Source organism: Ruegeria arenilitoris (assembly GCF_013035425.1).
GTDB lineage: Bacteria > Pseudomonadota > Alphaproteobacteria > Rhodobacterales > Rhodobacteraceae > Ruegeria > Ruegeria arenilitoris_A.
Genome location: NZ_WQHX01000008.1, coordinates 262,725 through 279,700 on the forward strand (window position 1 = coordinate 262,725; position 16,976 = coordinate 279,700).

Annotated in this window: 15 protein-coding genes; 7 read left to right on the forward strand and 8 right to left on the reverse strand. The window is 52.7% G+C overall.

Translation table 11 applies throughout. The features are described 5' to 3' along the window. The first annotated feature begins 23 nt into the window (after positions 1-23). A complete protein-coding gene (locus tag GOV45_RS20025) occupies positions 24-2,027 on the forward strand; it encodes a hydantoinase/oxoprolinase family protein (RefSeq protein WP_170481239.1) in 2,004 nt (667 codons plus the stop codon). A 28-nt stretch (positions 2,028-2,055) separates the two neighbouring features. Here GOV45_RS20025 and msrA read toward each other — a convergent pair whose 3' ends face one another. After that, complete coding sequence (msrA, locus tag GOV45_RS20030) at positions 2,056-2,568, reverse strand: peptide-methionine (S)-S-oxide reductase MsrA (RefSeq protein ID WP_170481241.1); 513 nt, start codon at positions 2,566-2,568, stop codon at positions 2,056-2,058. Then, on the reverse strand, positions 2,565-3,014 hold the full coding sequence (gene msrB, locus GOV45_RS20035; protein ID WP_170481243.1) for a peptide-methionine (R)-S-oxide reductase MsrB: 450 nt from the start codon (positions 3,012-3,014) through the stop codon (positions 2,565-2,567). The genes msrA and msrB overlap by 4 nt, the downstream gene beginning before the upstream one ends. Positions 3,015-3,157: 143 nt before the next feature. Here msrB and GOV45_RS20040 point away from each other — a divergent pair, with 143 nt between their 5' ends. Then, positions 3,158-3,679 (forward strand): glutathione peroxidase, encoded by a 522-nt coding sequence (locus tag GOV45_RS20040; protein WP_170481245.1) that lies wholly within the window; start codon positions 3,158-3,160, stop codon positions 3,677-3,679. On the opposite strand, the gene GOV45_RS20045 is transcribed toward GOV45_RS20040, so the two are convergent. The 5 genes from GOV45_RS20045 to GOV45_RS20065 form a co-directional block, all read right to left on the reverse strand. Continuing rightward, on the reverse strand, positions 3,655-4,542 hold the full coding sequence (locus GOV45_RS20045; RefSeq protein ID WP_170481247.1) for a DMT family transporter: 888 nt from the start codon (positions 4,540-4,542) through the stop codon (positions 3,655-3,657). The two genes, GOV45_RS20040 and GOV45_RS20045, sit on opposite strands and share 25 nt — an antisense overlap. A gap of 326 nt (positions 4,543-4,868) precedes the next feature. Then, a complete protein-coding gene (locus tag GOV45_RS20050) occupies positions 4,869-5,156 on the reverse strand; it encodes an HU family DNA-binding protein (RefSeq protein WP_010442901.1) in 288 nt (95 codons plus the stop codon). 130 nt (positions 5,157-5,286) lie between these two features. Beyond that, a complete protein-coding gene (locus GOV45_RS20055) occupies positions 5,287-6,750 on the reverse strand; it encodes an AMP nucleosidase (protein WP_170481249.1) in 1,464 nt (487 codons plus the stop codon). Next, positions 6,747-8,549, reverse strand: coding sequence for an adenine deaminase (ade, locus tag GOV45_RS20060; protein WP_170481251.1), 1,803 nt, complete (start codon positions 8,547-8,549; stop codon positions 6,747-6,749). Before ade ends, GOV45_RS20055 begins: the two co-directional genes overlap by 4 nt. Positions 8,550-8,698: 149 nt before the next feature. Then, entirely contained in the window at positions 8,699-9,598 is a 900-nt protein-coding gene (locus GOV45_RS20065; protein WP_170481253.1) for a LysR family transcriptional regulator, read from the reverse strand. A gap of 119 nt (positions 9,599-9,717) precedes the next feature. Here GOV45_RS20065 and GOV45_RS20070 point away from each other — a divergent pair, with 119 nt between their 5' ends. Next, a complete protein-coding gene (locus GOV45_RS20070; RefSeq protein ID WP_170481256.1) occupies positions 9,718-10,473 on the forward strand; it encodes a class II aldolase and adducin N-terminal domain-containing protein in 756 nt (251 codons plus the stop codon). A gap of 22 nt (positions 10,474-10,495) precedes the next feature. Next, positions 10,496-11,485, forward strand: a complete 990-nt coding sequence (locus GOV45_RS20075) for a sterol desaturase family protein (protein ID WP_170481259.1) — start codon at positions 10,496-10,498, stop codon at positions 11,483-11,485. A 17-nt stretch (positions 11,486-11,502) separates the two neighbouring features. On the opposite strand, the gene GOV45_RS20080 is transcribed toward GOV45_RS20075, so the two are convergent. Then, on the reverse strand, positions 11,503-12,135 hold the full coding sequence (locus tag GOV45_RS20080; protein WP_170481262.1) for a class I SAM-dependent DNA methyltransferase: 633 nt from the start codon (positions 12,133-12,135) through the stop codon (positions 11,503-11,505). Positions 12,136-12,221: 86 nt separating this feature from the next. On the opposite strand from GOV45_RS20080, the gene GOV45_RS20085 reads away from it, so the two are divergent. The 3 genes from GOV45_RS20085 (at position 12,222) to katG (ending at position 16,642) form a co-directional block, all read left to right on the forward strand. Beyond that, positions 12,222-13,112, forward strand: coding sequence for an SDR family oxidoreductase (locus tag GOV45_RS20085; protein ID WP_170481265.1), 891 nt, complete (start codon positions 12,222-12,224; stop codon positions 13,110-13,112). 40 nt (positions 13,113-13,152) lie between these two features. After that, positions 13,153-14,136, forward strand: coding sequence for a glycosyltransferase family 2 protein (locus tag GOV45_RS20090; RefSeq protein WP_170481268.1), 984 nt, complete (start codon positions 13,153-13,155; stop codon positions 14,134-14,136). A 304-nt stretch (positions 14,137-14,440) separates the two neighbouring features. Continuing rightward, the gene (gene katG / locus GOV45_RS20095; RefSeq protein WP_170481325.1) at positions 14,441-16,642 is read left to right on the forward strand and encodes a catalase/peroxidase HPI; all 2,202 of its coding nucleotides are present in this window, start codon (positions 14,441-14,443) and stop codon (positions 16,640-16,642) included. The last annotated feature ends 334 nt before the right edge of the window (positions 16,643-16,976 follow it).

Here is a 16,976-nt window from a genome sequence, read left to right on the forward strand (position 1 = left end):
TTAAAGAAGAAATGGAGGGCCCGATGGCTTTGGCTTTGGGTGTTGATACGGGCGGTACTTATACAGATGCCGTTCTGGTACGGGACGAGAACGAAGTTGTGGCCTCTGCCAAGTCACTAACGACCAGAGAGGATTTGGCAATCGGTGTGGGCAAAGCGATTTCTGCCGTTTTGGATGCAGCGAAGGTCCAGCCTGAACAGATTGCGTTGGCGTCCTTGTCGACCACACTTGCAACCAACGCGCTGGTTGAAGGACAGGGTGGACGTGTTGCGCTGATATACATCGGTTTCAAAGAAAGTGATCTTGACAGACATGGTTTGAAGGACGCTCTGAAAGGGGACCCGGTATTAGTATTGGGCGGCGGTCACAATCATGCAGGCAGCGAAGCCGCACCTTTGGACGAAACCGGCCTTTTGAATTTTTTAGACTCTGATTCAGGGGTTTCAGGCTATGCTATTGTCGGGCAGTTTGCGACTCGAAACCCTGTGCATGAACTTCAGGCCGCGAAAATAATTTCGGATCGGACGGGGGTGCCGGTTACGTGTTCGCACCATCTTTCCGCTAAGCTGAATGGGCCAAAGCGGGCGGTTACTGCGGTGCTGAATGCCCGATTGATTGGCATGATCGACCGCCTTATCGGGCGGGCGCAGGATAGATTGACTGACTTGGGTATAACCGCTCCGATGATGGTGGTGCGCGGCGACGGTGCGCTGATGAGCGCCGAACAGGCGCGTGAGCGACCAATCGAAACCATTCTTAGCGGACCGGCTGCGTCGATAGTTGGGGCACGATGGTTGACTGGCGCGCAAAACGCATTGGTGTCGGATATAGGTGGCACAACTACCGATGTCGCGCTGATACGCGATGGGAAACCGGCCATTGATCCTGCGGGAGCGCAAGTGGGTGGATTTCGCACCATGGTCGAAGCAGTTGCCATGCGGACCTACGGTTTGGGCGGCGACAGTCAGGTTCATGTCGTTACAGAAGGACTGCAAGGTGGGGTACTTCTTGGCCCACGTCGCGTACTGCCAGTTTCGTTAATCGCCATTGAAGCACCTGAGATCGTGCATTCTGCTTTGGATCAACAACTTCAGGCGACAACTGCGGGTGAGCACGACACCCGGTTTGCGCGCAGGGTACCCGGTATCCCAACAGACGGCGCTGGAGAACGGGAAGAAAGGTTGCTTGCACGAATCGGTGATCAGGTTTTGCCGCTCGATCAACTATTGCGGACCCGAATGGAGTACGCTGCTTTGAACCGGTTGGTGGACAGGGGGATAGTGCAGGTGTCTGGCATCACTCCATCTGATGCCAGCCACGTTTTGGGCCGCCTTTCCGAATGGGACGAGAAAGCAGCCCACAAAGCACTCGAACTTGTTGCACGCAAAAGAGTGGGATCAGGAGATCCATTGGCAGCATCACCAGAAAAGCTGGCTCAGATGATTGTGGATCAGCTTACGGAACAAACGTCTATTGCCTTATTAGAGACTGCTTTCTCGGAAGAGTTTGAAAAATTTTCGCTGTCTCCTAAAGAATTGGCGCACCACGTCCTGACAAGACGAGGGCTGGCAAAACACCGGGGCCTGCTTGCGCTGGATGCTGCGTTGAATGTCGATGTAGTGGGGTTAGGGGCGTCTGCTCTCAGTTATTATCCTGCTGTCGGAAAGAGGCTGCATTGCCAGATGATCCTACCGGATCATGCAGGGGTAGCCAACGCAATTGGAGCTGTCGTTGGTAGGGTGACGCTACGAAGATCGGGAACAGTTACATCGCCTTCCGAAGGGAGTTTCCGGGTTCATCTGGAAGACGGTCCGCAGGATTTTTCCGACGTACAGGAAGCATTAGAGCTTCTAACGAGCGTTCTGCGGCGCGATGCTGAGAACGCTGTGAAAGAGGCCGGAGCCGAAGATATTCGCATGACAGTGGCCCAAGATATTCGAACTGCAAGTGTCGAAGCGCGGGAAGTTTTCGTAGAGGCGCTGATTACCGTCGAAGCTAGCGGCCGGCCTCGGGTTGCCTTGGGCTAGCGCCCCTATCTTGCAAGGGGCGCTTGTATTATTCAGCTGCGCTTGATCGTTTGGGCACAACCCAGTCGGCTCGGGGGAAATGACAGGTATAGCCGTTGGGAATTCTGACCAAATAGTCCTGATGCTCAGGTTCGGCCTCCCAGAAATCGCCAACTGGCTCGACTTCGGTAACTACTTTACCCGGCCATAAGCCACTAGCGTCAACATCTGCTATTGTGTCATCAGCGACTTGTTTCTGTGCGTCGTCCGAATAGTAGATCGCTGAGCGGTAGCTCATGCCGATGTCATTGCCTTGGCGATTCACCGTAGTTGGATCGTGGATCTGGAAGAAAAATTCCAGAAGTTCACGATAAGTGATTTCAGAGGGGTCGAACCAAATCTCGATCCCTTCCGCATGGGTGCCGTGGTTGCGATAAGTGGCATTTGGCACATCGCCACCAGTATATCCGACGCGGGTGCGTTTCACCCCGGGTAGCTTACGGATCAGGTCTTGCATTCCCCAGAAGCAGCCACCAGCCAGAACAGCGCGTTGTTCGGTCATTGGATTTCCTCCACATGGATCAAATATTCACCGTAGCCTTCGGCCTCCATCTCGTCGCGATGAACGAACCGCAAAGCCGCGGAATTGATGCAGTAACGTAGCCCGCCATGTTCGTGTGGGCCGTCAGGAAAAACATGCCCAAGGTGGCTATCCGCAAATTTAGAGCGAACTTCTGTCCGGATCATACCAAGCGAATGGTCTTGAAGTTCCTCGACATGCTCGTGAACAATCGGCTTGGTAAAGCTGGGCCAACCGCATCCGGATTCGTATTTGTGAGTCGAGGCAAAAAGCGGTTCTCCGGAAACGATGTCCACATAAATCCCCGGTTCCTTGTTATTCAACAACTTACCCGTTCCGGGTCGTTCGGTACCGCTGCGTTGTGTGACGTGAAATTCTTCGGGAGAGAGGGCTGCAATGGCCTCGGGGTCCTTGGTGTAACGGGTCATGGCTCCTCCGGTGATGATCCAATTGTCCTACTAATTTGGTATATTCCGGCGAAAATCAAAGTCATATTGCAAGCATTTTCCACGGATTTGCGGTGATCTGCCAGCCAATTTGGCGCGTATTAACATATAAAGGAGGTAACGAAATGCTCAGACTGCTTCTACTGACCGCGTTGTTGTTGCTTGCCCGTATCGTTCAGGCAGCTCCGCTAACTGGTACTTTCGAGTCAATAGACGGCGGAACGCTGTCTATCGAAGATTGGAGGGGGCAACCAATCCTGGTCGTAAACACAGCTTCCCAGTGTGGTTTCACAGGTCAGTATTCGGCGTTGCAAAACCTGCACGAAACGTACTCGGAACAAGGCCTTGTCGTCCTTGCGGTTCCTTCGGACTCGTTCAAACAAGAATTGGCGTCGGCTGAAGAAGTGAAACGCTTCTGTGAAGTCAATTTTGGGCTGACACTTCCAATGACCGAAATAACGCCCGTCAAAGGTGAAAATGCTCACCCTTTTTACAAAGCGGTTGCTGATCAGACTGGCTTTGCACCAGCATGGAACTTTAACAAAATTCTGATCGATTCAGAGGGATCGGTTATTGCGACCTGGGGAGCGAATACCAAACCTAATTCACGAAAAGTTGTGCGTCAGATCGAGGCTTTGCTGCGCTGAACTGGTTGCCTGGACAGTTGAACCGCTAAAATACCCACCGTCGTTATGGCGACACCCACGGCGTCAAGGTACCCGAGTGTTTCGCCGAGAAGCAGAGCGGCAATCGTGACGCCAAAGACCGGGTTCAAAAAGTGGAAAGTTGCCGCGCGAATGGCACCGATCCGATTGAGAAGCTGAAACCAAATGAGTGTGGCAAGCAGGCCCGGGAACAAGATTGTGTAGGTAAATGCTGTCATCCACTGCAAGTTTGGCCGGATGTAAATCGTTTCAAAAACCGGCGCCGCTAAGAAAAGCACAGCTGACCCTATGATCATTTGAAGCCCAACAACCATCATGAAATTGCCACCGGAGGTAGCGCTGCGCACGGCCAGTGTGGCAAATGCCAATGCCAATGCTCCTATGCCGCACAAAGCGACTCCGAACAGGTCGACACCTGAACTGATCCGATTACCCATGATCAATGCGACCCCGGCGAATCCAGCAATCAAACCAGCAACGCCTAACGGGCGCAGTTTTTCTTTGAGAAATAGCCAGCTTGCCAGAGCGACAAGCAACGGCATTGTGGATGCTACTATCGCCGCGACCGAAGCTTCGACTGTTTGCATGGCATAGAAATTCAGACCCAAGTAAAGGGCGTTCTGGCAAATTCCAAATAGGATTGTTGCCCGCCACTGGTCGCGAGTCAGATTCCAATTCTGACCCATAGCGCGCGCTATTGCGATGCCGATTAGACCAGATATGAGAAATCTGAGCGCCAGCGAGAACAGAGGAGAAGCGTCCGCCACTATGATCCGGGCCGACGTAAAGGCTGAGGACCAGATAAGGGCAAAAACCAACCCCATACCGATGGCACGCAGATCCATCTGAGACTCCCGAGAAATTCCAGGGGACTGTTTCCCATTTTCAGTAGGGTCGCAAGCGTCAATCTGAGGCATAGTGACCGGGCTGTTGACGTTTTCGATTGTTAATGAGGTGTGTCAGTATGGTGGAGTAATATTTGAGCGGATTTCTTGGCGCGTGGTCCTGCAAAACACCAACCAACCAAACGTTGGTAGGCAGGTGCGTTACAAAACTCATGGAATTTGGATGTTTCGGTGTCGGCTGTTTCGTCAGTTAATTCTCAGCTTCTGTCATGCATGGAAAAGGGGCCACCCGACGGCAGCCCCTGAACGCTTTCGTAGAAAACGAATTAGCCGTTTACGCTGTCTTTCAACGCCTTTGCGATAGTCATCTTGACCACCTTATCGGCTTCTTTTTTGAACTGTTCGCCTGTGGCTGGGTTGCGCACCATACGCTCTGGGCGCTCGCGGCAGTAGATTTTACCGACGCCAGGCAGGGTCACTGCACCGCCCGCCGACACTTCGCGAGTGATCAGGCCGGTCATGGCCTCCAGCGCGGCGTTTGCGGACTTCTTGTCGGTTCCCATTTCCTCAGCGAGAGCAGCAACCAGCTGAGTCTTTGTCATAGGCTTTGCCATTTCTTGGTCTCCTTAACGTGCCCGATAGATAGGGCCTCACCGCGTAACTTTAACGGGATATTGTGGTCAAACACAACGAATAGTAGCGCCAAAAACCATAAAAATATGGGGAAATCGTTGCTTTTTTACGTCAGAGAAAGGCAGTTTCGTCAAAAGAACGCAATTTCCGACTGTGCAGACGCTCTAGGGGCATGCCGCGAAGGTGCTCCATCGCGCGAATTCCAATCGCTAAATGGCGGCTTACCTGAGTTGTGTAAAAGGATGAAGCCATGCCTGGCAATTTCAGTTCTCCGTGCAGTGGTTTGTCTGAAACACAAAGCAATGTCCCATAGGGAACGCGAAAACGATAGCCATTTGCGGCGATCGTCGCGCTCTCCATATCCAACGCAATCGCGCGCGATTGGCTGAGCCGTTGCACTGGTCCGGACTGGTCGCGAAGTTCCCAGTTGCGGTTGTCAACCGAAGCAACAGTACCGGTACGCATTATACGCTTAAGTTCGTAACCCTCCAGTTCGGTTACTTCTGCCACTGCGCGTTCCAGTGCGACTTGAACCTCAGCCAGAGGCGGGATAGGAACCCAAACCGGTAAATCGTCGTCCAGAACCTTGTCCTCGCGCAGATAAGCGTGGGCCAGGACAAAGTCGCCCAATGCCTGCGTATTCCGCAGACCTGCGCAATGTCCGACCATCAACCAAGCGTGTGGGCGCAAAACTGCAATGTGGTCTGTTGCGGTTTTGGCATTCGAAGGTCCAACGCCAATGTTGACCAATGTGATACCGGATCCGTCAGCACGCTTTAGGTGGTAGGTCGGCATTTGAGGCAGCTTTAACGGCTGTTCGAGCTTTTGGTTAGGTTCAGATATTTCCACATTTCCGGTTGAAACAAAGCTGGTGTAGCCACTGTCGGGGTCGGCGAGTTGCTCACGAGCATAATTTTCGAACTCGGACACGTAAAACTGATAGTTTGTAAACAGGACATGGTTTTGGAAGTGGCTGGGGTCGGTCGCCGTATAATGAGCAAGCCTTGCCAGCGAATAGTCGACGCGCTGAGCGGTAAACAGAGATAACGGACCCACACTGTCTTCGCCGTCGTAAACTCCGTTTACGATGTCATCATTGGTGGTAGTCAGATCAGGAACATCAAAGACATCGCGCAACGTGAAACCAGCTGCGCCCTGATGCGGAACGTGAAGACCCGGATTATTGGCAACCGCGAAATGAACCGGGATTGGTGTATCTGACGCACCGATTGAAACCGGTTGATCATGATTTTTGATCAACAAAGCAATCTGTTGGGTCAGGTAAGATCTGAACAGATCCGGTCTTGTTACCGTTGTTGCATGAACGCCTGGTTCCGAGACGTGACCGAAACTCAAGCGGCTATCTACCTGAGCGTATGATGATGTTTTAATTCGAATCTCCGGGTAATAGGCTCTAAACCGAAGGTTTGGAGCGTCCTCGTCCATTGACTTAGCAAAGTTTTCGCACAAAAAACGGGTCGCTGATTGATACAATTCTTCGAGACGGGCAACCGCTGCACCCGGATCGGTGAACTGTGCAGATTTGGGAATGTCGGGCGTTACAATTTTTGTCATGCTAGCGGTTCCAAAAGATCAATCTTTTCAAATGTGCGGACATCCACCAGCCCAATGTCTGAAATCCGCAGCTCGGGGATTACGACAAGCGCCAGCAGAGAATGTTGCATGTACGCGTTGTTGAGGCGGCAACCGCAGGCTTGCATGGCCGCGACCATGTTTTCGGCTTTGGCTGCGACTTCGGCGGCGGGGCTGTCGGACATTAGACCAGCGACCGGAAGCTCGACCAAAGCAAGTTCTTGCCCGTCGCGGAAAATAGTGATGCCGCCGCCCACTTCGGCCAATCGGTTAGCGGCCATCGCCATTTGTTTGCGGTCGGTGCCTACGACGATCATGTGGTGGCTGTCATGTGCCACTGTCGAGGCCATTGCCATTTTGCCTTGATACCCAAAACCTGAGACAAAGGCGTTGGTTACACCTCCGGTCGCACGGTGCCGCTCGACCAAGGCAATTTGGCAAACCTCATTCTCGCCCTCGACCAAACCCTCGATGATCGGCAGTTCCGCTTTCAATGCTTTGGTCGGTGCCTGATTTTCTACGACCCCGATGACATTGGCCTTCACCCGGTTAGCTCCGATTGGAGCCGCAATTTCAAAATCTGAAGAAGTCAGCCTATGACCCAGATGCACGGTATTTCGTGCGGACCCCGGCCAGTCCAGATGAGGGCAATCGACGGCGATCGCGCCGTCTTGGGCCACTATCTGACCGCGCGCAATAACTGTCTCAATTGGTAATTTGGTCAAATCCGAGCTGAGAATCACGTCAGCCCTTCGCCCAGGGGTTATGGATCCGATCTCCCGTTCCAAACCAAAATGGGTGGCGGGATTAATTGTCGCCATTTGTATAGCGACCAGCGGATCGCAGCCACATGCGATGGCATGCCGAACTACCCGATTCATATGCCCTTCGTTGACCAGCGTACCTGAATGGCAATCATCGGTACAAAGAATAAAGCTGCGGGGGTCCAATCCTTTTTCGGTCACCGCAGTGACCTGGCTTTCTACGTCATACCAGGCCGAGCCCAGTCGCATCATCATTCGCATCCCTTGGCGGACCCGCGCAATGGCATCTTCCTCACATGTACCTTCGTGATCGTCCGCGGGGCCACCCGCAACATAGGCCGAGAAATCAGACCCTAATTCAGGTGAAGCGTAGTGACCGCCAACGACCTTTCCCGCATTCTGAGTAGCTGCGATTTCTGCCAGCATCTTGGCATCGCCATTAATGACACCCGGGAAATTCATCATCTCGCCCAGCCCGATTATGCCGGGCCAATGCATGGCCTCTGCGACATCCTCGGGTGTTATTTCATAGCCGGTCGTTTCCAGACCGGGCGCGGATGGCGCACATGACGGCATCTGAGTGAATATGTTCACCGGTTGCATCATGGCTTCGTCATGCATCATGCGTACGCCATCCAGCCCAAGGACATTCGCGATTTCATGGGGGTCTGTGAACATGGAGGTCGTGCCATGAGGGATTACTGCACGCGCAAATTCGGCAGGGGTTAACATGCCCGATTCAATATGCATGTGCCCATCACACAAACCCGGTATCATATAGCGCCCGCGTGCCTCAATAGTCTCGGTATTTGGGCCAATGCAGTGCCTTGCATCTGGACCAACAAACGCAATGCGCCCTTCTGCAATTGCTATGTCATGGTCGGGCAACAACTCGCGGCTGTGTACATTTACCCAGACGCCGCCGCGAATAACCATGTCGGCGGCATCCCGGCCTGCGGCGACAGCGATCAAGCGATAGGCGGAGTCGGGCCAACTGGGGAGAGGTACAATTTCCATGGCCCAACTTTCACCAATGTGTGAAAAGGTGCAACCCCGCAAAATGGGTATCATTAAACCATCATGAAGTGCTGACTCTGGTGGTGCTTTGGCACGCTGTCAAAGGCCAGTGTCCGGCTGGCGCAAGCCCCGAAAAGTTCCGAAAATGATCAATGAGTCTGGCTAGGAACTGTTGGTTTGTGCTGCTGTGGAGGCAATTGGCTCCGGATCCAATTGGCAAATACAACGGCTCCGGGTGTTTCCTCGGCAGCAGGTGACAGCAATAGGTAGTAGGCTTCAGCCATGCGTGCCCGATGGCCGAACGGAGCGATCAGTCGTCCCTCTTCGATCAGGTTTGTGGCAATAGCGTCATGAGCCAGGCAAAGGCCACCACCCGCAGCAGCAACCGAAAGGCAAACCAGATAGGTCGTAGCATATGTTATTGGTGGATTTGTCCATGTTAGAGCTTGGTCCTCCGCCCAATTCGCCCAGCTTGACAACAAATTTGAACAGTCGAACAATGGTTTCTGCTGCAAAGTATCCAATGTGACTTCAAAGCCCGGAGCGCAGACCGGGTAGTAGTGATCAGTATGCAAAAGTTCAGTGCGAACTGATTCTGCGGGGCGCAAAGAGTACCGGATTTCTACAGCCGCGCCCTCGGCTATTTCTCTCGGCTCCCACAATTCGGTGAAGATGTTCAGTTGAACATCAGGATGCAAGGTCCGGAATTTATGCAACCGCGGTGCCAGCCAGTTGACCGCAAAGGTGAGATTGCATTGTACTTGCACTGCGTTTTGCTGCGCACCGGTCACTGCGCGTGTACCTCGAAGCAATGTGCGGAATGCTTCACGTACTACAGGCAGATAAGTAATACCTGCTTCTGTCAGTTCCAAAACCCTTGGACGCCGCAGGAACAGCGGCTGGCCAAGATACCCTTCTAAAGACTTGATCTGCTGACTAACGGCACTTTGCGTCATGTTCAGATCGCGTGCTGCGCCAGTAAAGGACAGGTGCCGAGCAGCGGCCTCAAAAGTACGTAGCCATCCAAGTGGCGGAAGTGAATTTTGCATTCACATAACCTTGCCATAAGTTCAGCTAATGGTTTAATGGCACATTTTTCGTTGGTCAAACGTTGCGACCAGATGCACGTTTGTTACCAAGCCGAATTCAGGTTCCAAGGGAGGACAAAATGAGCGTCGCAAACCTGCGCCCGAATATTGACCATTGGTCTGAACGCGTTGACTTGGCAGCAGCTTTTCGCTGGACAGAGCGTCTAAACATGCACGAGGCGGTGGCCAATCACTTTAGCTTGGCGGTGAATGAGGACGGGACTCAGTTTCTTATGAACCCCAACCAAATGCACTTTGCCCGAATTCGAGCATCAGACCTGTTGCTATTAGATGCCAATGACCCAGAAGTCATGACTCAACCCGGAGCGCCAGACCCAACGGCATGGGGATTGCACGGATCGATTCACCGCCACTGCCCGCACGCAAGGTGCGTAATGCATGTGCATTCCATTTTTGCGACTGTGCTGGCAACTTTGGCCGACAGCACATTACCACCGATCGACCAGAGCACAGCAATTTTCTACAACCGTTATGTGATCGATCAGGAGTTTGGAGGTCTTGCTTTTGAAAGCGAAGGCGAGCGTTGTGCGTCCCTTCTGTCGGATCCGAAGAACAAGGTCATGATCATGGGAAACCACGGCGTTCTGGTTATCGGCAGCGATCCGGCAGATACATTTAACCGACTATACTACTTCGAACGCGCGGCTGAAACTTACATTCGCGCATTGCAAACCGGCCAGAAGCTGCGGGTTCTGTCAAATGAGGTTGCTGAAAAAACCGCGCAAGAAGTCGAAGTTTATCCCGACCAAGCTGTTTCCTTCATGCGTGATATCAAGGCGCTGCTGGATGCCGAAGGTTCGGATTACGCCACCTGACATCAACCGCAGAGATTAAGCGATGAGAGAGAATTCTCCAGATCCCGAAGCCGCCCGCTGGAATTACCACCCCGACGGACCTGTGGCGTTGAACCCGCTGTTCAATTGGCCTCCCCGCCCTGCGGCAGTTTTTAAGTGGTATAGTGGCGCGTGGTTGCAGATTACGTCTCTGACGCTGTGTATGGTGTTGGCAGTTACGGCCTATGTTTTCTTCTTTCCCGCCCTTGAGACGATGAAAACGTTTTCACCCGGCTGGATGTTTCGCATTTGGCTATTGAACATGATTCCGCAAATTCTTGTGGCGGGTGGCCTGCACTGGTGGCTTTACATGCGCAAAGGTCAGGGCATGTACAAAAAATTCGACCGTCGTGACCTTACTCGTGACAACGGAACATTCACTTTTCGCAATCAGGTATTGGACAATATCTGGTGGACTTTAGGCAGTGCGATGACGGTCGCAACGGCCTATCAATGGTTGATTTACTGGGCGATGGCCAACGGATGGGCACCCACGGTCACTTGGGCAAGCGCGCCTGTTTGGTTCGTGGTTTGGATGTTATTCATCCCTATGTGGTCAGGCCTGCATTTCTATTGGGTGCATCGGCTGGAGCATCACCCAAAGCTGTATAAATACGTGCACGCAGTGCATCACCGAAACGTCAATATTGGGCCCTGGTCAGGAATTTCCAATCACTGGTACGAGAACTTTTTTTACTTCTCCACCTACTTCATCCATCTGATTGTGCCGTCTCACCCATTGCACCTGCTGTTTCATTCCTATTTTCAACAGGTCAGCCCGGTTCTTTCCCATTCTGGATTTGAAAAGCTAAAGGCCGGTGACACCGATGCAGCGCGTGCCGGAGACTTTTTTCATCAGCTGCATCATCGTTATTTCGAATGCAACTACGGTACATCCGAAATTCCGTTCGATAAGTGGTTTGGCACTTATCACGATGGGTCCGCCGATGCCACAACGCGAACGCGGGCATACAAAAAGCAAATGTATACTTAAGTCTGCGAAAAGACGGTTCAGTTTCGCTCAAACAAAGCAATTAGCGCGGTGTCGTCTTTGTTGGGGCCAGAGGCCAGATCGCCAAAAATCGGCACCTCAGAAAGTGTTAAGTGAAGTATGTTGCCTTGTTCCAACGCATGGAATGTTTCGGCAAAGCCGCGTTCAGTGTAGTGTTTGGCATTGATGGACAATGCAAATTGTGCCCCCGGGCGTGCGACACGCAACAAAACGGGTAAAACTTCGGGGCCGAGATGCCCGTGGGTAAATGTGCCGGAAGACACAACGCCTGAATAGCTTTCGGGTGGAACCGGAATTCCCAGATTCAGGTCAGCCTCTATCGCGTCGCGATAAATGTCCTTTCGCATCGCCTGGCCTAGCATCTCTGCGCTGATATCGGTGGCGTCTATTGGACCGACCCCTAGGCTTGCCAAAACCGAGCCACATAAACCCGTACCTGCGCCCACGTCCAGAACGGGACCTTGACCTCCTGCACTTACAAAAGCGCGCGCCGTGTGAATGTGCAGTTGATAATCCTCACGCGAAGCAAAACCATCGTCATAATCGCCAGCCCATTCTGCGTATAGCCGTTTACTGTCTTCTGGTGAGTTCAGCGCATAGGCTGAATGCAAGTTCGGTGTATTTTGGGTCATGCATCATTGAATGCCGATAGGCGGATTCGAATCAAGGGTGTCCATACGCACTTGCATCCCACCTTATCGCGTTTCATCAAGGGGTCATGACTGGCACACTCTTTTCATTTGGGCATGGATACTCGGCCCGCGCCCTGTCGCTTCGCCTTGCACCACAAGGATGGCGGATCATTGGAACATCGCGCGATGCGGAACATCTGGATGCCATTCGCGCATCCGGTGCCGAGCCTTTGATCTGGCCAGGACAAGTGCCCGATTTTGACGGGGTGACGCATCTGCTGGTATCGACGGCTCCGACTGCGGATGGGGATCCTGTTTTGGCCGAACTTCGCGAGGAGATCGTCGCGCGCGCAGCGCAATTTCGATGGGTTGGCTACTTGTCGACGACCGCGGTATATGGAGACCATAATGGTGAATGGGTTGACGAGGCGACGCCGATAACCCCAACCGCCGAGCGAGGCCGATGGCGTGCCCGAGCCGAAAGACAGTGGACTGAAATCGAAAACCTGCCTCTGCACATATTTCGCTTGGCCGGAATCTATGGGCCTGGAAGAGGACCGTTTTCTAAGTTGAGGCGCGGTGGGTTGAGGCGGATCATTAAGCCCGGTCAGGTCTTCTCGCGCATACATGTTGACGACATCGCACAGGTTCTTGCCGCGTCGATGGCGCGGCCAAATCCGGGCGCAATATACAATGTCTGCGATGACGAACCAGTGCCCCCACAGGACGTGATCGCATACGCTGCCGAGCTGCAGGGGTTGCCTTTGCCTCCGGCTGTATCATTTGACCAGGCAGACCTGACACCAATGGCACGCAGTTTTTACAGCGAAAATAAACGCGTTCGAAACGAACGCATCAAATCTGAATTGGGTGTTACGCTGCTTTACCCAAATTACCGTGTTGGGCTAGAGGCGTTGTTGAATGTTAAAGGCGCCAGTGAGACCACAAAAGACTGGAATGGGGGAAAGCATTCCTAAGATGCTAAGAGTCGATAATCAAAGATACTGACGCACCCATATGACCGACCGTTCCGCCAACTTAAAGATTACTGTATCCACCTTAACCCGGAAGCGTCCGGAAATGTTGGCTGCGCTGGTGAGGAGTTGGGGCGACCTTGTCATTCCGTCAAATTGCATCGTTCGCTTCCTTGTGGTCGAGAACGATAAAGTTGCGAACAGCAAACAGATTGTTCAGGAAGCCGGCAGTTCTTTGGCCAATGGATGCGCGATCGAATATGTGTTGGAACCAGAGTTGGGCATACCATTTGGGCGCAACCGGGCGGCGCGAGAGGCTATTGCCAATGGATCTGACTTGTTGTGCTTTGTCGACGACGATGAGGTTGTGGCGCAAGATTGGCTGGAACGGCTGGTTGCAGGTTACAGGTCCAGCTCTGCGGTGTTGCTTGGCGCACCGTTGAGAGCAGCTGGTCCGTCAGGTCGCGAAACAGGTGTGCAGCGACTGATGCTTAGGAATATCAGCAACCGTTATTTGGCGAAGGAGCAAGCCGCCGCCAGGCGTGGCGCTCTGAACGATACAGGTGGTGTTACGGTAGTTACCAACAATTGGCTGGGCGAAACGCGGCTGTTTAGCGAGGTTGGACTTTGGTTTGACGAAACCATGCGTATGACAGGCGGCACTGACGCAAAGTTTTATGCCGATGCGGTAGGCCAAGGCCTGACAGTGGGCTGGGTCCCTGACGCTTTTGTATACGAGACCATTCCTCCTGAGCGGCTTTCATTCTGGTATCAGGCCGCACGTGGACGGGATCAGTCAAACACATACATGCGGCGCAAGCTCAAAAACAAACCGGTCAGCGCGGTTCTGGGGTTTCTCAGCATTCCGATACGATTTCTAGGATTAGTAGTTGCCATGATTCTGATGCCAATTCAGCCTGACCGAAGGTTTATCCAAATTGCTCGGACCTTGGGATGGTTGGTTGGTGTCATCGGTATTTTCTTTGGGTACAAGTCGGCTCTGTATAAAAAAGTAAGTGGTCACTAAGCGGAATTCCGAAACAGTTTACCGTTGAGCAAGCAGGTGATTAATCAGACGAGCAGAGTGATAATTATTTCCTATTGATATCATCCGAAAACAAAACTTATTTGCATAGAAGTAAGTTGCTACTTTACGGCATACAGGAAGAACGAATCGCTGATACAATTTTCGGCATGGCTGCCAAAACGCCCAATGTTCCCATATTCGACCTGTGTGGGACTATTTTAGCAGCGGAGTCATTCAGTCTTGTTTTTCCAATCGTATTTGACCGCACGACGCACACAAGCTTCAGCCAGGAATGGAGAAAGACATGGACGGAAGTGATAACCCCAACACAGGCGGATGCCCTGTTATGCATGGTGCCGGGACCCGATCAAATCGGGACTGGTGGCCTAATCAGCTAAACCTTTCCATTCTACATCAGCATTCACCCGCATCCAATCCGATGGGCGAAGGCTTTGATTATGCCGAAGAGTTCAAAAAGCTGGACTACCAGGCGCTAAAGAATGACCTGGTTGCCCTAATGACTGACTCTCAGGACTGGTGGCCTGCGGATTATGGCCATTACGGTGGCCTGTTCATCAGAATGGCTTGGCACAGTGCCGGCACCTATCGGACAGCGGATGGCCGCGGCGGGGCATCGACTGGCAATCAGCGATTTGCCCCGTTGAACAGCTGGCCAGATAACGGAAACCTCGACAAGGCGCGCCGATTGCTGTGGCCGATCAAACAGAAATATGGAAACCAAATTTCCTGGGCTGACTTGATTATCCTTGCGGGTAATTGCGCCATCGAATCCATGGGCGGCAAGACGTTTGGATTTGCCGGTGGTCGAGAAGATATCTGGGCGCCAGAAGAAGACATCTATTGGGGCACCGAAACCGAATGGCTCGCTCCAACCGACAACCCGCACAGCCGTTATTCGGGCGATCGAGAGTTGGAGAACCCGCTGGCTGCGGTTCAGATGGGTCTCATCTACGTCAATCCCGAAGGACCCGACGGGCAGCCGGATGCTTTGGCTTCAGGTCGCGACATTCGCGATACCTTTGGCCGGATGGCAATGAACGACGAAGAAACTGTCGCTCTGGTTGCAGGTGGTCACACATTCGGCAAGGCGCATGGAGCTGGCGATCCCGATCTGGTCGGCCCCGAGCCCGAGGCGGCGCCAATCGAAGAGATGGGCCTTGGTTGGATCAACAAGTTTGGCAGCGGGAAAGGGGATGACACGACCACCAGCGGAATCGAAGGAGCATGGACGGCGAATCCCATCAAGTGGGACAACGGCTATTTTGACCTTTTGTTCGGCTATGATTGGAACCTGACCAAAAGCCCCTCGGGTGCGTGGATTTGGGAACCTGTTGGCGTGAAAGAGGAAGACATGGCGCCAGCTGCGCATGATCCCTCAAAAAAGGTCAAGACCATGATGACAACTGCCGATATGGCGATGCGCATGGATCCGATCTATGGACCGATTTCGAAACGGTTCCACGAAAACCCTGAGGAATTTGCCGACGCCTTTGCCCGCGCGTGGTTTAAACTGACCCACCGCGATATGGGCCCGCGTTCGAACTACATCGGCGTCGAAGCTCCAACGGAAGAACTGCTGTGGCAAGACAATGTTCCTTCCGTTGATCACGATTTGATAGATGACTCTGATGTGGCTGATCTCAAGGCCAAGATTGTGGCGTCTGGATTGTCGGTTTCCGAGATGGTCTCGACCGCCTGGGCCTCGGCCTCGACCTTCCGAGGATCGGACAAGCGGGGTGGTGCCAATGGTGCCCGTATTCGCCTTGCACCGCAAAAAGACTGGGAGGCGAATGAGCCGCTGAAACTTGCAAAAGTGTTGAGCAAGCTTGAAGATATTCAATCATCATTTAACGACTCTCAGTCTGGCAACAAGAAAGTCTCATTGGCAGACATGATTGTACTGGCTGGATCGGTCGGTGTTGAAAAAGCCGCTAAAGCAGCAGGTCACGAAGTCGAAGTTCCATTTACTCCTGGACGCACAGATGCAACGCAAGACCAAACGGATGTTGATTCATTTGCGTTGCTGGAACCAGCTGCGGATGGTTTTCGCAATTACCAGAAGGCTGAATACAGCATTTCACCTGAAGAACTGCTGGTTGACAGAGCCCAGTTGTTGACGCTCTCGGCACCTGAAATGACTGTTCTTGTAGGTGGCCTGCGAGTTCTGGGTGCCAACTTTGGTGGGTCACTTCATGGTGTGTTCACAGATCGGGTCGGCACGCTGAGCAATGACTTCTTTACCAATCTGCTTGACATGGGCACCGATTGGAAGCCTTCCGGCAATGGAATCTATGAAGGCAAGGACCGCACAAGTGGTGAAACCAAGTGGACAGGTACACGGGTGGACTTGGTTTTTGGATCAAATTCGCAACTGAGGGCTTTGGCCGAAGTGTACGGTCAGTCCGATGCAGGTGAAACATTCGTCAATGACTTCGTTGCGGCCTGGAACAAAGTCATGAATGCGGACAGGTTCGATCTGAAGTAACTTCAGATGAATCGCTTTGAGACGCGCCGCCTTGGGAAGCCTTGGCGGCGCTTTTTTGTCACCGGACACAAAGAAAAGGCGAGATTGAGCAAGCGATTCCAGCATATTGGCCACAAGTCAGTCGGAATTTCTCTAAAGTGAAAGAATACTAAGAAGGGAAATCGGGCGCTTTCTAAACATAAGTTGTTGTTTTCATTAAGTTCAGCGAGTTTTTGCCGTGGAATGTGAAGTTTTTTCAAAATGGGGGTTGCAGGTCCTGACCCCAATCCGTAAATACCCCTTCACCGGGTCTTTATGGGTTTGGTGACGGGCTGGAGAGTTGGCTGGACGCATC

What these genes read in the sequence shown, in the direction of transcription:
- GOV45_RS20025 (WP_170481239.1), top strand. Translation starts at nt 24, where the DNA reads ATGGCTTTGGCTTTGGGTGTTGATACGGGCGGTACTTATACAGATGCC.
- msrA (WP_170481241.1), bottom strand. Translation starts at nt 2,568, where the DNA reads ATGACCGAACAACGCGCTGTTCTGGCTGGTGGCTGCTTCTGGGGAATG.
- msrB (WP_170481243.1), bottom strand. Translation starts at nt 3,014, where the DNA reads ATGACCCGTTACACCAAGGACCCCGAGGCCATTGCAGCCCTCTCTCCC.
- GOV45_RS20040 (WP_170481245.1), top strand. Translation starts at nt 3,158, where the DNA reads ATGCTCAGACTGCTTCTACTGACCGCGTTGTTGTTGCTTGCCCGTATC.
- GOV45_RS20045 (WP_170481247.1), bottom strand. Translation starts at nt 4,542, where the DNA reads ATGGATCTGCGTGCCATCGGTATGGGGTTGGTTTTTGCCCTTATCTGG.
- GOV45_RS20050 (WP_010442901.1), bottom strand. Translation starts at nt 5,156, where the DNA reads ATGGCAAAGCCTATGACAAAGACTCAGCTGGTTGCTGCTCTCGCTGAG.
- GOV45_RS20055 (WP_170481249.1), bottom strand. Translation starts at nt 6,750, where the DNA reads ATGACAAAAATTGTAACGCCCGACATTCCCAAATCTGCACAGTTCACC.
- ade (WP_170481251.1), bottom strand. Translation starts at nt 8,549, where the DNA reads ATGGAAATTGTACCTCTCCCCAGTTGGCCCGACTCCGCCTATCGCTTG.
- GOV45_RS20065 (WP_170481253.1), bottom strand. Translation starts at nt 9,598, where the DNA reads ATGCAAAATTCACTTCCGCCACTTGGATGGCTACGTACTTTTGAGGCC.
- GOV45_RS20070 (WP_170481256.1), top strand. Translation starts at nt 9,718, where the DNA reads ATGAGCGTCGCAAACCTGCGCCCGAATATTGACCATTGGTCTGAACGC.
- GOV45_RS20075 (WP_170481259.1), top strand. Translation starts at nt 10,496, where the DNA reads ATGAGAGAGAATTCTCCAGATCCCGAAGCCGCCCGCTGGAATTACCAC.
- GOV45_RS20080 (WP_170481262.1), bottom strand. Translation starts at nt 12,135, where the DNA reads ATGACCCAAAATACACCGAACTTGCATTCAGCCTATGCGCTGAACTCA.
- GOV45_RS20085 (WP_170481265.1), top strand. Translation starts at nt 12,222, where the DNA reads ATGACTGGCACACTCTTTTCATTTGGGCATGGATACTCGGCCCGCGCC.
- GOV45_RS20090 (WP_170481268.1), top strand. Translation starts at nt 13,153, where the DNA reads ATGACCGACCGTTCCGCCAACTTAAAGATTACTGTATCCACCTTAACC.
- katG (WP_170481325.1), top strand. Translation starts at nt 14,441, where the DNA reads ATGGACGGAAGTGATAACCCCAACACAGGCGGATGCCCTGTTATGCAT.